This window comes from Akkermansia sp. UNK.MGS-1 (assembly GCF_000980515.1).
Taxonomy (GTDB): Bacteria; Verrucomicrobiota; Verrucomicrobiia; order Verrucomicrobiales; family Akkermansiaceae; genus Akkermansia; species Akkermansia muciniphila.
This window is the reverse complement of the sequence record NZ_LBCB01000011.1, coordinates 41,987-56,877: the sequence shown is the minus strand read 5'-3', so window position 1 is coordinate 56,877 and position 14,891 is coordinate 41,987. Positions and strand designations below refer to the sequence as shown.

At 53.8% G+C, this 14,891-nt stretch carries 15 protein-coding genes and 1 tRNA gene; 9 read left to right on the top strand and 7 right to left on the bottom strand.

Going from position 1 to position 14,891, the window contains the following annotated elements; translation table 11 throughout:
- Nucleotides 1-183: 183 nt before the first annotated feature.
- Complete coding sequence (locus WW58_RS06935) at nucleotides 184-2,115, bottom strand: beta-galactosidase (RefSeq protein WP_215833652.1); 1,932 nt, start codon at nucleotides 2,113-2,115, stop codon at nucleotides 184-186.
- A 204-nt stretch (nucleotides 2,116-2,319) separates the two neighbouring features.
- On the opposite strand from WW58_RS06935, the gene gpmA reads away from it, so the two are divergent.
- From gpmA to WW58_RS06915, 4 genes are all read left to right on the top strand, one after another.
- The gene (gene gpmA, locus WW58_RS06930; protein ID WP_046436647.1) at nucleotides 2,320-3,084 is read left to right on the top strand and encodes a 2,3-diphosphoglycerate-dependent phosphoglycerate mutase; all 765 of its coding nucleotides are present in this window, start codon (nucleotides 2,320-2,322) and stop codon (nucleotides 3,082-3,084) included.
- Between the two features lie 17 nt (nucleotides 3,085-3,101).
- Nucleotides 3,102-4,124 carry a 2-hydroxyacid dehydrogenase gene (locus WW58_RS06925; protein ID WP_046436454.1) on the top strand — a complete coding sequence of 341 codons (1,023 nt, stop codon included), beginning with the start codon at nucleotides 3,102-3,104 and terminating at the stop codon, nucleotides 4,122-4,124.
- A gap of 131 nt (nucleotides 4,125-4,255) precedes the next feature.
- On the top strand, nucleotides 4,256-5,404 hold the full coding sequence (locus WW58_RS06920; RefSeq protein ID WP_046436645.1) for an acyltransferase family protein: 1,149 nt from the start codon (nucleotides 4,256-4,258) through the stop codon (nucleotides 5,402-5,404).
- A gap of 62 nt (nucleotides 5,405-5,466) precedes the next feature.
- The gene (locus WW58_RS06915) at nucleotides 5,467-6,876 is read left to right on the top strand and encodes a DHA2 family efflux MFS transporter permease subunit (protein ID WP_046436644.1); all 1,410 of its coding nucleotides are present in this window, start codon (nucleotides 5,467-5,469) and stop codon (nucleotides 6,874-6,876) included.
- A 22-nt stretch (nucleotides 6,877-6,898) separates the two neighbouring features.
- Here WW58_RS06915 and WW58_RS06910 read toward each other — a convergent pair whose 3' ends face one another.
- On the bottom strand, nucleotides 6,899-7,366 hold the full coding sequence (locus tag WW58_RS06910; RefSeq protein ID WP_012419825.1) for an acyl-CoA thioesterase: 468 nt from the start codon (nucleotides 7,364-7,366) through the stop codon (nucleotides 6,899-6,901).
- Between the two features lie 228 nt (nucleotides 7,367-7,594).
- On the opposite strand from WW58_RS06910, the gene WW58_RS06905 reads away from it, so the two are divergent.
- The 3 genes from WW58_RS06905 (at nucleotide 7,595) to WW58_RS06895 (ending at nucleotide 10,513) form a co-directional block, all read left to right on the top strand.
- Nucleotides 7,595-7,855 (top strand): hypothetical protein, encoded by a 261-nt coding sequence (locus WW58_RS06905; protein ID WP_022198106.1) that lies wholly within the window; start codon nucleotides 7,595-7,597, stop codon nucleotides 7,853-7,855.
- A gap of 563 nt (nucleotides 7,856-8,418) precedes the next feature.
- Nucleotides 8,419-9,318 carry an SDR family oxidoreductase gene (locus WW58_RS06900; RefSeq protein ID WP_102758762.1) on the top strand — a complete coding sequence of 300 codons (900 nt, stop codon included), beginning with the start codon at nucleotides 8,419-8,421 and terminating at the stop codon, nucleotides 9,316-9,318.
- Between the two features lie 229 nt (nucleotides 9,319-9,547).
- Nucleotides 9,548-10,513, top strand: a complete 966-nt coding sequence (locus tag WW58_RS06895) for an alginate lyase family protein (protein WP_215833653.1) — start codon at nucleotides 9,548-9,550, stop codon at nucleotides 10,511-10,513.
- A gap of 94 nt (nucleotides 10,514-10,607) precedes the next feature.
- Here the strand turns inward: WW58_RS06895 and WW58_RS06890 are convergent, their stop codons facing one another.
- Nucleotides 10,608-11,081, bottom strand: coding sequence for a thermonuclease family protein (locus WW58_RS06890; protein ID WP_180974330.1), 474 nt, complete (start codon nucleotides 11,079-11,081; stop codon nucleotides 10,608-10,610).
- Between WW58_RS06890 and WW58_RS13210 the strand changes: the two genes are divergently transcribed.
- On the top strand, nucleotides 11,080-11,727 hold the full coding sequence (locus WW58_RS13210) for a hypothetical protein (RefSeq protein ID WP_164907837.1): 648 nt from the start codon (nucleotides 11,080-11,082) through the stop codon (nucleotides 11,725-11,727). The two genes, WW58_RS06890 and WW58_RS13210, sit on opposite strands and share 2 nt — an antisense overlap.
- On the opposite strand, the gene WW58_RS06880 is transcribed toward WW58_RS13210, so the two are convergent.
- The 4 genes from WW58_RS06880 to WW58_RS06865 all read right to left on the bottom strand — a co-directional run bounded on the left by WW58_RS06880 (nucleotide 11,702) and on the right by WW58_RS06865 (nucleotide 14,479).
- Nucleotides 11,702-12,217, bottom strand: a complete 516-nt coding sequence (locus WW58_RS06880; protein WP_012419831.1) for an IbrB-like domain-containing protein — start codon at nucleotides 12,215-12,217, stop codon at nucleotides 11,702-11,704. The two genes, WW58_RS13210 and WW58_RS06880, sit on opposite strands and share 26 nt — an antisense overlap.
- Nucleotides 12,214-13,509 carry a phosphoadenosine phosphosulfate reductase gene (locus WW58_RS06875; protein ID WP_022198110.1) on the bottom strand — a complete coding sequence of 432 codons (1,296 nt, stop codon included), beginning with the start codon at nucleotides 13,507-13,509 and terminating at the stop codon, nucleotides 12,214-12,216. Before WW58_RS06875 ends, WW58_RS06880 begins: the two co-directional genes overlap by 4 nt.
- On the bottom strand, nucleotides 13,506-13,715 hold the full coding sequence (locus WW58_RS06870; protein WP_022198111.1) for a hypothetical protein: 210 nt from the start codon (nucleotides 13,713-13,715) through the stop codon (nucleotides 13,506-13,508). Before WW58_RS06870 ends, WW58_RS06875 begins: the two co-directional genes overlap by 4 nt.
- A gap of 689 nt (nucleotides 13,716-14,404) precedes the next feature.
- Nucleotides 14,405-14,479, bottom strand: a tRNA-Asn gene (locus WW58_RS06865).
- A 166-nt stretch (nucleotides 14,480-14,645) separates the two neighbouring features.
- Between WW58_RS06865 and WW58_RS06860 the strand changes: the two genes are divergently transcribed.
- Nucleotides 14,646-14,891 (top strand): isocitrate/isopropylmalate family dehydrogenase (locus tag WW58_RS06860; protein ID WP_288143427.1); only part of this gene is annotated, 246 nt, incomplete at its 3' end.

Genomic DNA, 14,891 nt, shown 5'->3' with positions numbered 1-14,891 from the left:
GTTGGATGAACGTTTCGGGCAAGCCCGGTTCCGCCACTCCGCCCTGCGGCATTGGCTGGAGAAATGTTCAAACCGGAATTCCCGGGAAACTGCGGCGCCAGGAAATCTACTCCCCGCTTGCGGTCTTTCCCATAGTTCAAATTCATGGAAAATCCGGAACCGCAAGCGGAAAACGCACCAGCATTACCACTGGTTGTCCAGGTTTTTGGTATTTATCTTTCCGGGTTCCTTGTTGCGTTCCTTCATGCCGCGGACAGGCTTGGGCTCCTTTTCGTGCAGGTCCAGAATATCAATCACATTCTCCCCTTTTTTCAGGAATGGGGCCGGGACATACAGCCTTAACTGAGGTCCCACATTCCAATAGCGCCCCACGTTGATTCCGTTCACCCATACATACCCCTTGACATAGCGGGACATATCCAGAAACGTGTCCTGAGGCTCTTCAATATTTACAACGGCCCGGAAATGCGCCCCTTCCCGTTTCTGGGAAGGCCCCTTTCCTTTGGGAGCCCGCACAATGGAATCAGCTTTCAGGGGAAGCGCCCTCACCGTCCAGTTCTTTAACTCCCGCGTTCCCAGTTTCACAGGACCGTAAATCCCCTTGCGGTCACTCTCCATGCTGATATGAAAATTAATATGCCCCATGGCCTCTACCAGAACTTCCAGCGTCCCCGGCTTCCTGCGCTCCGGCAGTTTCACGCTCTTCTGCCCCAGCCGCCGATCCAGCGTGCCGACCAGCTCTCCATCCAGATACACCTGGGCATAGTCATTGACATTGGTAAATTCCAGCGTTTCAGGCGGTCCTGACGGAACGGCCGTGCTGTAAACGGCAATACCCTGGTTCTGGTTCCATTGTTCAAAATAGGGAGGCTGCGGGAACTTGGACCGGAAAGGCTTGGGCAGGTTCTCCCAAAGGCCGGCATGCACTGCGGGCGTAAACTCCGGAATTTCCATGGCCGGAATGTCCGCGGGAGGTTCCGGCACAGCGGCTTCGGGAGGCAACTTTTTCAAAATGATGTCCCTCATCTGGGCATAATATTCATTCATCCGCCCCTGCTCATCCACGGGAGAACCGTAATCATAACTCGTCAGGTCCGGCTGGTATTTTCCCGGCCCTCCGTTGTTGGCTCCGGCCGAGAATCCGAAATTGGTGCCTCCGTGGAAAACGAACAAGCTGAAGGAACGCCCCTTGTCCATAAACCAGCGGACGTGGTTGACCACTCCAGGGGTGGGAGCCCAATTCCCCTCCCCCCAGTGCCGCAGCCAGCCCGGATACGTTTCCGAGGAAAAAACGGGAACTCCCGGATTGCATTTATTAGCCACTGCCCAATGGCCGTCGTTCAGCCCCGGATCCAGCCCTACGGCCACGCCTGGAAGCACCACGCCTTTCAGAAAATGTTCTCCCGCGCCGTCGGAGGTGTAAAAGGGGCCAAAACCCTTCCTGCTCCAGAACGCCTTCAGCCATTCCATATACTTGCGGTCTTTACGCTGGTAGCTCCCGTATTCGTTTTCAAGCTGGGTCATCAGAATGGGGCCCCCGTTTTTGGCTAAAAAAGGCTCCGCCACACGAGCCACGGCCTCCAGATAACGCGTCTGCGCCTTCATGAATTTGGCGTCTTCCGTAGTTCTCAACTTGGCCTTGGGATCCTTCAGCAAATAATGAGGCAGCCCACCCAGATCCCATTCCCCGCATGCATAGGGGCCGGGGCGGAATAAAACCCACATGCCTTCCTCCTGGCATAACTTGAGGAACCCTTCCAGATCCCGATTGCCCGTCTTAAAGTCAAAGCTGCCGTCCGGCTGCTCATGGTCATTCCAGAACACGTAAAATGCAATAGTATTCAGCCCCATAGCCTTGGCGGTCCTGATGCGGTGCCTCCAGTATTCCCGGGGAATGCGCTGGGGATGCATCTCCGCGCCGCGGATCTGGAAGGGTTTCCCGTTCAGCATGAACTCCTGGTTCCCTTCCCCGCCGAACCCGAACACAACGGGGGGTCCTCCGGAAAGAGCGGGTTTCTGTACATTCTGGACAGCCTCAGGGCCAGCCCATGCCAATGCTCCCACTCCGACGGCCATCAGTGCGGCAGACCAACTGAAACTATATTGCTTCATCATGTTGAACAGTTAATTCATTTGAAGACGGTTGCCAATAACAATTTTTTTCTCTCTTCTCCGAATCTTCGGAATACCCTTCCCCTCCGCCAGAAATCTGACGGGGCCGGACGGAACGGAGGCCTTCCGTTCCGTGGAATGTGATCATGTCATATATCTTCATCCCTTTGTATGAAAACCGGAGGACGCCTGTCTAAATTGATCAATATGAAAACAATTGTTCTTCTTCGCCATGGAGAAAGCACGTGGAACCGTGAAAACAGATTCACCGGATGGACGGACGTGGATCTGACGGAATTGGGAATACAGGAAGCCAACCACGCGGGCGACCTTCTGAAAGACAGGGGAATGGCCTTTGACCATGCCTACACCTCTTATCTCAAGAGGGCCGTGAAAACGCTCAACTGCGTGCTGGACCGTTTGGACCAGGACTGGCTGCCCGTCTCCAAAAGCTGGAGGTTGAATGAAAAGCACTACGGCATGCTCCAGGGCCTGAATAAAAGTGAAACGGCTCAAAAATACGGAGACGAACAGGTACTGATCTGGAGGCGCAGTTATGACGTGGCGCCTCCTCCCCTGGCGGAGGACGATCCCGCCAACCCCAAATGGGATCCCCGCTACAAGGGAGTGCCGGACAGCGAACTTCCGCGAACGGAATCACTGAAAGAAACTATTGCCCGCATGATGCCCTACTGGGAAGGAACAGTTCTCCCTTCTCTACGGACGCTGGACAATATCCTGATCGTAGCCCACGGCAACACATTGCGGGGCATGATCAAGTATTTGAAAAACATTCCTGACGAACAGCTGCTTTCCCTTAATCTTCCTACCGCCACCCCCTATGTATTTGAATTTGACGACTCCCTGAACCTGGAAAAAGACTACTTTCTTGGGGATCCGGAAGAAATCCGCAAACGCATGGCGGCCGTCGCCGGCCAGGGAAGCGCAAAGAAAAAAACGCCTGCGGAATAACCTCACTATCCTTTCCTATGACCGCCCATTCCTGCCGCATTGCGTTCTTTGACGCCAAGCCCTACGACCGGGATTCCTTCAATTCTGTCAATGAACGCGAATTCCATTACGACATCCGTTACTTCAAAGGGCACCTCACTCCGGACAGCGTGCCCCTGACCCGCGGTACGGACGTAGCGTGCATTTTCGTCAATGACACGGCAAACCGGGAAGTAATACGGAACCTGAAGGAAAATGACGTCAAATTGCTGGCTCTGCGTTGCGCCGGATTCAATAATGTGGATCTGAAAGCTGCGGAAGAAGCGGAACTGCCCGTCGTGCGGGTGCCCCAATATTCTCCCTATGCGGTGGCGGAACATGCCGTAGCCCTGATGCTTTCCCTGAACCGCAAAATACACCGCGCCTACTGGCGCACCAGGGACGGCAATTTTTCTCTTCACGGCCTGATGGGCTTTGACATGAATGGAAAAACGGCCGGCATCATCGGAACGGGAAAAATCGCCAGAATCCTCATCCGCATTCTCAAAGGCTTCGGGATGAACATCCTGGCCTATGACCTGCACCCTGACCAGCGCTTTGCGGAAGAAGCTGGCATTACGTACACCACCCTGGACGATCTGTACGCCCGGTCCGATATCATCTCCCTGCACTGTCCCCTTACTCCGGAAACGGAACACCTGATTAATACGGATTCCATTGGAAAAATGAAGGATGGAGTGATGATCATCAACACGGGACGCGGCAAGCTGATTAACACGGAAATGCTGATTGACGGCCTGAAATCAAAAAAAGTGGGAGCTGCCGGACTGGACGTGTACGAAGAAGAGGGAGAATATTTCTACGAAGACAAATCCGACAGGATTATTGATGACGATACTCTGGCCCGTCTTCTTTCCTTCAACAACGTCATCCTGACTTCCCACCAGGGCTTTTTCACGAAAGAAGCCCTGCACAATATTGCGGAAGTCACCCTGCACAACATCCGGGACTTTCTGGAAAGCAAACCTCTGATCAACCGAGTCTCGCTTCAGTCACGCTGAACGTGCCCGGCGGGCGCTCTACGGAAATCCGGGACTTTCTCATCCGCCTTCTGCCGGACAGAAGGCGGAATTCGGGGAAAGGCGGCAGCTTTTTTATGCAAGCGCCGCCACTTCCCGCCGTATTATATACTATGAGCACTCCAGCCCCTGCCTCCGTCCTGGCTCCCAAACCGCACTACGCCGCTCTGGACGGCCTCCGCGGGGTGGCCGCCGTCATGGTGGTCCTGTTCCACATGTTTGAAGGCAGCGCCAGGGACTTCCAGTTCCATACGGACCAGATCATCAACCACGGCTACCTGTCCGTGGACTTCTTCTTCATGCTGTCCGGCTTCGTCATCGGATACGCCTATGACGACCGCTGGGAAAAAATGAACCTGTGGAACTTCTGCAAGCGGCGGCTGGTGCGCCTTCAACCCATGGTGGTCATGGGGATGCTGCTGGGGGGAATCCTCTTTTACTTCCAGGGGTCTGAAATCTTCCCGAACCTTGCGCAAACCCCCGTATGGAAAATGCTGCTGGTCATGACCGTGGGATTCACGCTGCTGCCCGTTCCCGTTTCCCTGGATGTGCGCGGATGGTCGGAAATGCACCCGCTGAACGGTCCGGCCTGGTCCCTCTTCTTCGAATACGTCGCCAATATCCTTTATGCCATGCTCATCAGAAAATTTACCAGCAGATGGCTGGCGGTCCTGGTCTTTCTGGCGGGCTGCGCCCTCATTCACCAGTGCTACACGCAGGGCAACAACATCGGCGGCTGGACTCTGGATGCGGAACAGTGCCGTGTGGGGCTTACACGGCTCATGTTCCCTTTCTTCGGCGGTCTGCTCCTGTTCCGCCTGTGCAAACCTGGACGGATCAGGCATGGTTTCTGGTGGTGCAGCCTGCTTCTGGCGGGAACCCTGGCGGCGCCCCATGTAGGAGGCGCGGAACATTTCCGCCTGAACGGTCTGTATGACGCCTTCTGCATCATTGTCATCTTTCCCGTGATAGTCTTCCTCGGAGCCAGTGACATCCCTGGAGACATCTCTTCCAGAGCCAGCCGGTTTTTGGGAAACATCTCCTATCCCCTTTATATCACCCACTATCCTATCGTATATCTCTACCTGGCCTGGGTTCACGATGCGGAAGTCCCTCTTTCCCGTGCGCTCCCCGTAGCGGCAGGCGTCTTATTCCTCTGCATTGCCGTAGCCTACGGGTGCCTGAAGCTTTATGACGAGCCCGTGCGCGCATGGCTTTCCAAACGCGTGCTGAAGCGGCATCCTCCGGAACCCGGGGCGTAAAGCGGAACAAACATCTGCCTTGCCCCGGGCGGGGCCAGGCCGGATACTGTCAGCGGTCTTTCATGGAAAAACTGCCGACATCCTCCAAAGCTCTGCGCTACCTGCCCTTTCTTGTGGCATCGGCATTCTTTATGCAGATGCTGGATGCCACCATCCTGAACACGGCCATTCCCACCATTGCCCGCAGCTTCAACAGCCATCCGCTGCAGCTCCACTCCCTGGTAACGGCCTACATGCTCACCGTCTGCGTCCTGATGCCGGCCTCCGGATGGATATCCGACAAACTGGGTTCACGCCGTACTTTCCTGCTGGCCATCTCCGTTTTTTCCGTAGGCTCCCTGCTGTGCGCCCTTTCCGCCTCCGTTACCATGATGACGGTATGCCGCGTCATCCAGGGAATAGGCGGCGCCTTCCTGATGCCCGTCGGGCGCCTTGTCATCCTGCGCTCCTATCCCCGCTCCATGTTCGTCAATGTCCTGAACATTGTAACGATTCCGGCGCTGCTGGGCCCCCTTCTGGGGCCGGTGCTGGGCGGTATCATCGTACAGTACGCTTCCTGGCACTGGATATTCCTGATCAACATCCCGGTAGGCATGGCGGGCCTGTGGGCCACCTGGAAGCTGATGCCGGACCTGAAAGCGGTCCGGGAACAGAAATTCGACTGGCCGGGTTTCTTCCTTTTCTCCTCCTCCGCCGTCCTGGCTACGATGGGCCTCTCTTCCGCAGGAGGCATAACCGATAAGCCGCGCATGGTCATCCTCACGTCTGCCGGAGGCATTCTTCAACTTCTGTACTGGGTGCTGGCGTTCCGTTCAAAAGCCCCCATCTTCAGCCCGGCCCTGTTCCGCATCAGAAACTTTGCCATCGGAATCGCCGGCAACATCGTCTGCCGCCTGGGCGGAAGCTGCCTGCCGTACCTGATGCCGCTTTTCTTCCAGGTGGTGCTTGGTTATTCCGCTCTTCAGTCCGGCATGTCCCTGATTCCGCTGGCCCTGAGCAATCTGCTGGCAAAAACGGTTGCGCCGCGTCTGCTCGGGAAATTTGGTTACCGGAACATCATGGTCGTCAATACCTTCACCATAGGAGCGCTGCTGGCCTCTTTCCACTTTGTAGGCCCCGGAACCCATGAACTTATTCTCCTGGGCATGCTCGCGCTGCTGGGCGGGGCCAACTCCATTCAGTTCACCTGCATGAACACCCTGACGCTGATTGACCTCCCCAATGCAGACGCCAGCAGCGGAAACTCCCTGCTTTCCACGATCATGCAGCTCTCCATTGCTGTCAGTATTGCCGCGGCCTCCCTGCTGCTGGACAGCTTCGGCGGCCATTCGGCTACCTCCGGAAAGGCTGTGGAAACCGCCTTTCATACCACTTTCGCCACCATCGGCGCCATTGCCGCGGCCAGTTCCTTCATCTTCGCCCTGGTGGACAAAGACAAGGGAATCACCCGCAAACGGAAAAAAGCAGCTTGAAGAGGAAAATTCCCGCCCCTGTTCAGGAACAGGAAGAGGAATCTCCCGTCTCAAGAGAACAGCACTGCGCAAACCGGGCGCGGGACTCTTCCAGGGTAATCGGTTTCTTATCCTCCCCCAGGGCTACATAAACCAGCTCCGCCTCTGTAATTTTGGCAATGTTATTGCAAAGCTTCGTCAGACGTTCCGCATATACCTCCACCTTCACGGTGACGGAGGTGCGGCCCACCTTGATAATATCCGTATAAAAGGACACTACATCGCCCACCAGCACAGGAGCTTCAAACGTCAGGCTGCTCACCGCACGCGTCACAATATAGCGGCTCAATGCATAGCGCATGGCGGTATTGGCTCCCGCAAGGTCCACCTGGCTCATCACCCAGCCGCCGAATACTTCCCCGCTCTGATTGGTATCCGCAGGCATTGGTTCCACGCGCAGGGCGGGAACGCGCCCTTCCGGAAGCTGGGCATGACGATATGTATTTTCCATAAATAAGAATTATTATAAATTGATAAGGACATGCTTATCTATCACAGCCCTCTTGTAAAGGGTAAAACGCGGAAGCGGAAAACGGGCGGTGCCGGCACGCTCTGCGGAAAAAAGAAAACAGCCCGGAATAAACTGCTTTCCCATATTGATTAAGTTGGGCAGGCGGATTTCCGTGTCTTATCCCGGAGCTTTTCCACCATGGCCGGTAAAGGCGGTTGTCCATTACTCATGGACCGCAACCATGAATCCAAAACAAAAAAAGTGGACGGGGAGGCACATCCCGCTTCCGACTTTGCCTACGTACCCGATCCGGAAAAGCCTTCCACCTGGAAACTGCCGATTTTCAACATGCGCCACGTAGGAGGGGCCCTGGCCGCCATGACCAGCGACTATCGCGGCAACCCCGTGGAAATACCGGAAGGAGATCGCCGTGCCGTCATGAAAAAAATCCTGGCCAGGAAAGCGAAACTGGAACAGGAAGAAAGCTGATTCCGTTTTCTTTCATTTCTTTTTTTCCGCCTGTAAACAGGAAGGAAAGAAATATCTTTTCCCTTCGTTCCCCGGTCTTAACCGTTTGGGGACGGGCTGACACCATCCAGATACCGGCTTTCTGCGGCGCCTTCGGCTGGCACCCCCGTAGAAATGAAAGACATTCCCACCCTTCCGACGCTCCTGGCGGATACAGCCGGATATTTCACTTACGGACGGCATCAAAAACGGTGGTAAAACAGAAGAAGAAATTAAATTATTCTAAAATCATCAATCATCCCAAGGATGTTTTTCCCCTAAAGTGGATTGGGGAAATTCAGGAAATCTGAAAATCAAATAACTTTCTCCGGCCAATAAAAACAACATTTAGAAAATTCCTATATAAATAAATATCAATGGCATATTGAAATAAAAACATGTCTTTCCCTGAACAGGCTGTCCGAAGCCTGGTCATCACGACAGGAATGAAGAATGCCGGAAAAGGGAATGCTGCCGGCTATTTCCCGCATGGCAGCGCTTTTCCCCTTCCGTCAACTCCGCATCAAAATATGACTGACGAAAAAATGAGCACAAAAGGCACTAACGAAATACAGGACCCGCGCGGTGAATTCCAACAGGAAAGATATGAAAAGCAGCAGCAGAAAGCCCCCGGACTGCAATCCGGAATGAAGCCCGTGCCGGATTCCGGGGAACAAAGCTACCATGGCTGCAACAGGCTCCGTGGACGAAAAGCCCTGGTCACAGGGGGAGACTCGGGAATAGGCCGGGCGGCGGCTATTGCCTACGCACGCGAAGGAGCCGACGTAGCCTTGAACTACCTTCCTGAAGAACAAAGCGATGCCGAAGAAGTGGCGGAACTCATCAGAAAAGAGGGCCGGAAGGCCGTCCTACTGCCGGGGGACCTCAGCGATGAAGTCTTTTGTAAAAAACTCATCAGGGATGCCTTGGAAAAACTTGGCGGACTGGACATCATGGCCCTGGTAGCCGGTAAACAAGTGGCGGTGGAAGATATCCGGGACATTACCACGGAACAATTAACCAAGACATTTGAAGTAAACGTGTTCTCCCTGTTCTGGATTGCCAAGGAAGCCCTTCCGCATCTCAAGCCGGGGACGAGCATCATTACCTGCTCCTCCATTCAGGCCTACCAGCCCGGCAAGAACCTGGTGGACTATGCTTCCACAAAAGCGGCCATCATCGCGTTCAGCCGCTCCCTGGCCAAGCAGGTTGCCCCCAAAGGCATCCGGGTCAACGTGGTGGCTCCCGGCCCCATCTGGACAGCCCTGCAAGTAACTGGAGGCCAGCTGCAGAAGGACCTGCCGGAATTCGGACGGAAAACACCTCTCAAAAGGGCAGGGCAACCTGTGGAACTCTCCGGACTATACGTCTTTCTCGCCTCCCAGGAATCCAGCTTCATTACTGCGGAGGTCTTTGGCGTTACCGGCGGCATGCATCTGGCCTGATGCGGAAACCCGCAATCCGGGAAAAGGGCCGGACTGACTTTCCGGAATCTCTTTCCGCAGCGCCACACCCCCGGATGACCGGGAAAGCGGCCGGAAACGGCTCTGCAAGGAAATCAGGGCATTGCTCCATTTCCCGGTTGTCCCGGCAAAAGGTTCCTGCTTGAATAGGGTAATGGCATTTTGGAGGTTTTGGTTCATCTTTTTCCCTTTCACGGCGCTTCTCTTTTCCATGGTGCATGGCAGTCCTCTGAACGCACCCGTCATCACCCTTGGAGAGAAAAAAAGCCTGTTCGGAGAAAAAGCGCAGGCCAATGAATATGTCAGCTATGCCCTTTATTACTGGCCGGACCCCGCCAATCCGGACGGTCCTTACAAACCCATTGACGGCAAAAAGAACAAACGGCTCCGCAGCATGGACGACAGCGGCAGGATGGCCGCTTTCATCGGCACGGTCTGCAGCCTGGGACGGCAGTATAAACTCGACAGGGATCCGCAGGCCGCCTCCCGGGCCGGGCAATGGCTGAAAGCCTGGTTCATTGCTCCGGCAACCCGCATGCAGCCCCATCTGAAATATGCCCAAATTCGCCCCGGAAACCGGACGGAAGGAGGCGGAGGAGGCATCATCGACCTTTACCGCATTCCCGAATTCCTGGAAGCTTTGACGGCGTTGAAATGCTCCAATGCCCTAACGGCAGAGGAATGGAAGCAGGTGGATGCGTGGCTGAACCAGTATTACACATGGCTGACTACCAGCAGGCAGGGCAGGCATGCACACACGTGCAGCAACAACCATTATCTGTTTTATGTGGCGCAATGCGCCCATTTGGCATCCTTCCTGGGCCGCAGTCATGAAGCGGCCCAATGGCTGGCGGAAGCCTTCGCCAACATGGACCGCCACATCGCTCCCGACGGATCCCAGCCCGAAGAACTCAAACGGGCGGAACCCTGGCAATACAGCGTTTACACTCTTCAGGCATGGGGATACCTGGTGCATCTTGCAGAACGCATGGGCGACAAGAACTACCGTTACCGGAAAACACCCGCCGGGGCTTCCATTCAAAAAGCTGTGGATTATCTCCTGCCTTACCGCGCCAACCCTGAAACATGGCCCTGGCAAGGCTCCAGGGCAAACACTCCGCTGCCCGCCATCTTTGAACCGGAGCAGGCGGGCAGGCCACAACGGAAATGCTCCTGAACCGCGCCCGCCGTTAAAAGCATCCGTTTTTCCTGCTTATTGAAAATCCCCTGTCCAGCAGCATCACGAACGAGGCATTTTCCCGGAAAACGATTTAATAAGGGATCTCCCCAGTATTTTTCCCCTTAGATTTTTCCTTTCTTTTTGCTGCTTTCCATTCCCACGGAGATATGGGATTCGGGTCAGACCAGATGCCTTTTTGGGCCTTTCTGGCATCCCTTTCAAGAGAAACGAGCTTCCGGCTGGCGGAAAAATTTTTATAAATCCACGCCCATCCTTCCTTCACCATCTCTTCGTTGACGAACATTTTTCCATGCCATATTTCCCCTAAAATACGGCCGTACCTGTCATTCTCGGTATACCGGACTGTAACCGTCTCTCCCCAAATCAGCTTTTCCAGGTATTTCTTGGCGCCTTCATACCCGTCCTGCCCCCTTTCCGGCGTATCAATTCCCTCAAGCCGTATCCGGTGCGTACGCATTTGTTCAGGCGTCTTTTCCAGAAGGATGACCGTGTCGCCGTCAATCACGTTAATCACGACTCCCCTGATACTTTCAGCAAAAGCCATGCAGGGACTTATCAGGAAAATCAAAAGCCATTTCATGAAAAATGATATAATCCAAAAAATATCAGGATGCAACTACTCTTTAGAGAAACCGTTCCCGCACTGTTCACACGGCCGGAAACAGATGAATGCGGTCATCTGTGGACAGCCTGTTCTGGAACAGGCCATCATGTTTTCCGGCATGAAGGAACACAATTCCCGAACCTATTCCAACCTGTCCGGAACAACGGTAAACAGGCTGTATCATTGCCCCGCTCCGGAACATCTTTATTCGCTGCCGTGCCGGGAGCGGAAGAACATCCCGCCGGCGCACCCAACAATCCAATCATGCTGCCATTTAGAAAAGCTGCATGTTAAACAAGAAGAACCGGGCGCCCTGCAACATTCAATGGCATGGCGTGAGGCATTTCACTCATTTTTTCAATTCTTCGGCTATTCTGCCGAGGTTCTTTTCCGTTGCCTTTCTCAGTTTCTCCTGCTGTTTCCAGTACCATGCCGTTCTTTCCGACACCCCGGCCTGATTCGCCAGCCAGCGCACGGCGCCGCTCGTGTCACAGCCTGTTTTCTTCTGAATGACTTCCAGCAGTTGAGCGACATATTTATTCATGGATTCCGGGTTGATATTATTTCGATTCCCATGCCCGGCTGAATTCCTCGTCCCGGAACAGGGAGGCAATCCCGCTGAGCTGCTTGAGGCGCAACAATTCTTCCGCGTCCATCCCCAGATTTTTGAGTATCCACGCATCCGACATGCCCGCCTCCGTCAACTCCTGGATAATATTGGTCATGAGGGCGATATTATGAGATCCCCGGGCACGGTTGTGCCTGATGGTGGAAGCCATGCGGTTTCCAAGAGGCTTGTCGATTACGGCCACCGGCATCATGCCACCCTCCCGTTCGTAAATATCGCGGTAAGTCTTCATGATCTGGCAGCGGTGGAACCCGTCCACGATTTCATAGGTCCCGTCCTCCAGCTTATAACAAACGATAGGCATCGTATAACCGTCCTCCTTGATGCTCTGGTAGAGCAGCTTCATTTCGGGGGGAGCTACGCTGTTCGGGTTATAGGCATTGGAACGTATCTGGTCCAGGGGAACGCGCCGGATTTTGTAAACGGGGGATTGATAGGAGGTTTTCATAAAATATTGCGGTATTTATTGACGGCGGCCCGGCGCCGGGCAATCGCTCCCTTGGTTGGACCGAACCCGGCGTACTTGCAAAAGTAATCATTCTTCATGATGCAGATGCACATGCGCTTGTAGGAAGGCACCTGCCGGAAATTGCTGACCGGCATGTCGTCGGGATAGCCCATAAACTGAATGACGTCGCGGTCGACGTAACGGCCCGACTTTCCCGTCACGGTCGCCAGAGGATAGGCGGCCAGCACTTCATCGGCAGTTCCGGGATCGACGGTGCCCCCTTTCATCCAGTACTTTTTAGACCTCTCCAAAATATTGTTGTAGTGTTCCGCCGTTTTCTCGTTCATTGTGGAAAGCAGGAATTCATAATAGGACTTCCAGGTATGGCCGGGCGGCAGTTTGATGGTTTTCCAGCCCATGGCCGTCGTACCTCCGTACAAACCCGTGAAGTTGACGCCGTTGACGCGCCCGACCATGCGCGCCCAGTTGGCAGGATCAATAACTTTGTAAAGCTTCAGGCTTTCCTGGGCGCAGTCATTAAACGGGCTTGCCACCCGCATTTGCCCGATCGTAAGGCCTGCCTGGTACAGGAGATCGTAAAGGCGGTTATAGTCAAAACCAAAACGGGCGTTAGCCGTCCAGACGTCACTGACGCGCCAGTCATAAAGAGGGTAGGCGCTGACGGTCACGGCATCAGCCCGTGTAATCCACTTCCTTCCCTCATAAGACGTCCTTTTATTGCCGCGGGCAACGGCGGCGTATCTGTTGAGGCTTTCATCCGCCCGCAACCCTACCATGACGGCAGTATTTCCGTGTTTTTTGGCAAAATGGCGTGAAAGCTTATCCTGGAATTCATAGTCCACCATACCGTGCCGGAACGGGACGTCCAGATTCTTTTCGTTGATTACATAGGGATTTTCCGGCATGGGTCGCACCCACAGTTTTTTCTGGGCGGCGCTCCACGGCGTCCAGTAAGGTTCCCCCAGGGAGCATGCGGACTGGGCCCTGATCGGTACACAGTACCACATCTTACGAATGCCGGGGAATTGCTCCAGAAATGTTCTGGTGACATACTCGGTCGTCATTTGATATTGGGCCTCATAATCAAGGTGATACATGGACAGCTTATCCAGAAGGCCCTGTTCGGCGGCGTAACGATAGCAGAGATTAAGCATGACGCCGCTGTCCTTGCCGCCCGAAAAAGACACCAGGACATTGTCAAACTCTTGGAAACAATAGGCTATGCGTTCTAAAGCCGCCTCATAAACATTTTTATCCAGATATGTTTTCACAACTTTTCCAAAGCCTGTCTTTCGCCATCCGCCGCCAGCCCCCTGCCGGACGGGAACACGTCGGCCCGGATATGATTGCCGGAAGCCATGCATTTTCCCTGAAACCACTCTTGCAGCTTGCAGCTCATAGGGATATCCCCTGTTCTTTCAAACAGGGTTGCAACGCCTTCATTTCTGCATAAATAAGCAACATCATGTTTTTTCATGTTTTCAAATGCGCAGCAGCTTATCGTCCGTTATTTTCCGTCAACAATACCAACCTACTGAATTATTGCGGCGGGTCAATGTTTTTACTGCAATTATTTCAGTAATTTTATTGTCATCACCCTCCTTCTCAAAATACCTGCGCTTTTTAGCGAGCAACACCATTCCAGAAATGCCTTATGCATTGCGCCATGACCTCCTTTCCTTCTCCGCAACATCCGCGCTATGTGCAGCATTCAAGACGCTGCGTTGGAATGCACGGTTTCAAAATCGGAGATACAAAAATCATAACTTGCTTAAAATTAGGTGAACGAAAAAATGTACGACTCAGAGCCATTTTCCGGTTCCAACATCTTTCCCCCAATACTCTTTCCGGAACCGCATCTTCCAGGCAGACGATACATCCATCATTTCCTTCCTGAAGGAAAAATAAACGTGTTTCCCTTTTTGCAATCCGGGATGCTGTCCAAACATGAATATGCCGGTACACGCCTTAATCATGCCGTCAGATTAGACTTTAGGCGTTTTATGATTTTCCCCGAAACGCCAATTTCATGCCAGAACGGAATCAAAAAATGACATTTTGTCAGCACTTATGGTTGTTTTTCCGCGGTTTTTCACCTTTCCAGCCTCAAAACAGACAAAAAAGAAGCCCTGTAATCCATTAAAATTACAGGGCTTAGAAAATTAGTGGCTCCCCCGGTTGGGCTCGAACCAACGACCTAGTGATTAACAGTCACCCGCTCTACCGCTGAGCTACAGGGGAGTTTGCATTCCATGGAACGCGGAGGGATTTTTACTGGAGGTACGGGCGTTTGGCAAGTACTTTTTTACTCTTGCAGGCTTTTTGACGCAAAAAGGCTTCCGCGGCGCGGTCATGGCAACGGTGTTTTCTTGACCTTTGAAGGGAGAATGACCAGACTTTCAGCGACATGAGTGAACATCACCATCATATTGCTGTCTTGGCCGGCGACGGCATCGGGCCCGAGGTCATGGCACAGGCTCTGAAGGTTCTGGATGCCGTAAGCGGCAAGTTTGGCTTTACCGTAAGCCGCAAGGAGGCATTTGTAGGGGGTGCGGGCATTGACCACTGCGGCAAGGCTCTTCCCGAAGAAACCATTCGTGCCTGCGAAGAGGCGGACGCCGTTCTGTTCGGCTCCGTGGGCGGTCCCAAATGG

Bases quoted from the DNA above. Each gene is read 5' to 3' on its own strand.
- WW58_RS06935 (WP_215833652.1), bottom strand. From the start codon at position 2,115: ATGATGAAGCAATATAGTTTCAGTTGGTCTGCCGCACTGATGGCCGTC.
- gpmA (WP_046436647.1), top strand. From the start codon at position 2,320: ATGAAAACAATTGTTCTTCTTCGCCATGGAGAAAGCACGTGGAACCGT.
- WW58_RS06925 (WP_046436454.1), top strand. From the start codon at position 3,102: ATGACCGCCCATTCCTGCCGCATTGCGTTCTTTGACGCCAAGCCCTAC.
- WW58_RS06920 (WP_046436645.1), top strand. From the start codon at position 4,256: ATGAGCACTCCAGCCCCTGCCTCCGTCCTGGCTCCCAAACCGCACTAC.
- WW58_RS06915 (WP_046436644.1), top strand. From the start codon at position 5,467: ATGGAAAAACTGCCGACATCCTCCAAAGCTCTGCGCTACCTGCCCTTT.
- WW58_RS06910 (WP_012419825.1), bottom strand. From the start codon at position 7,366: ATGGAAAATACATATCGTCATGCCCAGCTTCCGGAAGGGCGCGTTCCC.
- WW58_RS06905 (WP_022198106.1), top strand. From the start codon at position 7,595: ATGGACCGCAACCATGAATCCAAAACAAAAAAAGTGGACGGGGAGGCA.
- WW58_RS06900 (WP_102758762.1), top strand. From the start codon at position 8,419: ATGAGCACAAAAGGCACTAACGAAATACAGGACCCGCGCGGTGAATTC.
- WW58_RS06895 (WP_215833653.1), top strand. From the start codon at position 9,548: ATGGTGCATGGCAGTCCTCTGAACGCACCCGTCATCACCCTTGGAGAG.
- WW58_RS13210 (WP_164907837.1), top strand. From the start codon at position 11,080: ATGCAGGGACTTATCAGGAAAATCAAAAGCCATTTCATGAAAAATGAT.
- WW58_RS06890 (WP_180974330.1), bottom strand. From the start codon at position 11,081: ATGGCTTTTGCTGAAAGTATCAGGGGAGTCGTGATTAACGTGATTGAC.
- WW58_RS06880 (WP_012419831.1), bottom strand. From the start codon at position 12,217: ATGAAAACCTCCTATCAATCCCCCGTTTACAAAATCCGGCGCGTTCCC.
- WW58_RS06870 (WP_022198111.1), bottom strand. From the start codon at position 13,715: ATGAAAAAACATGATGTTGCTTATTTATGCAGAAATGAAGGCGTTGCA.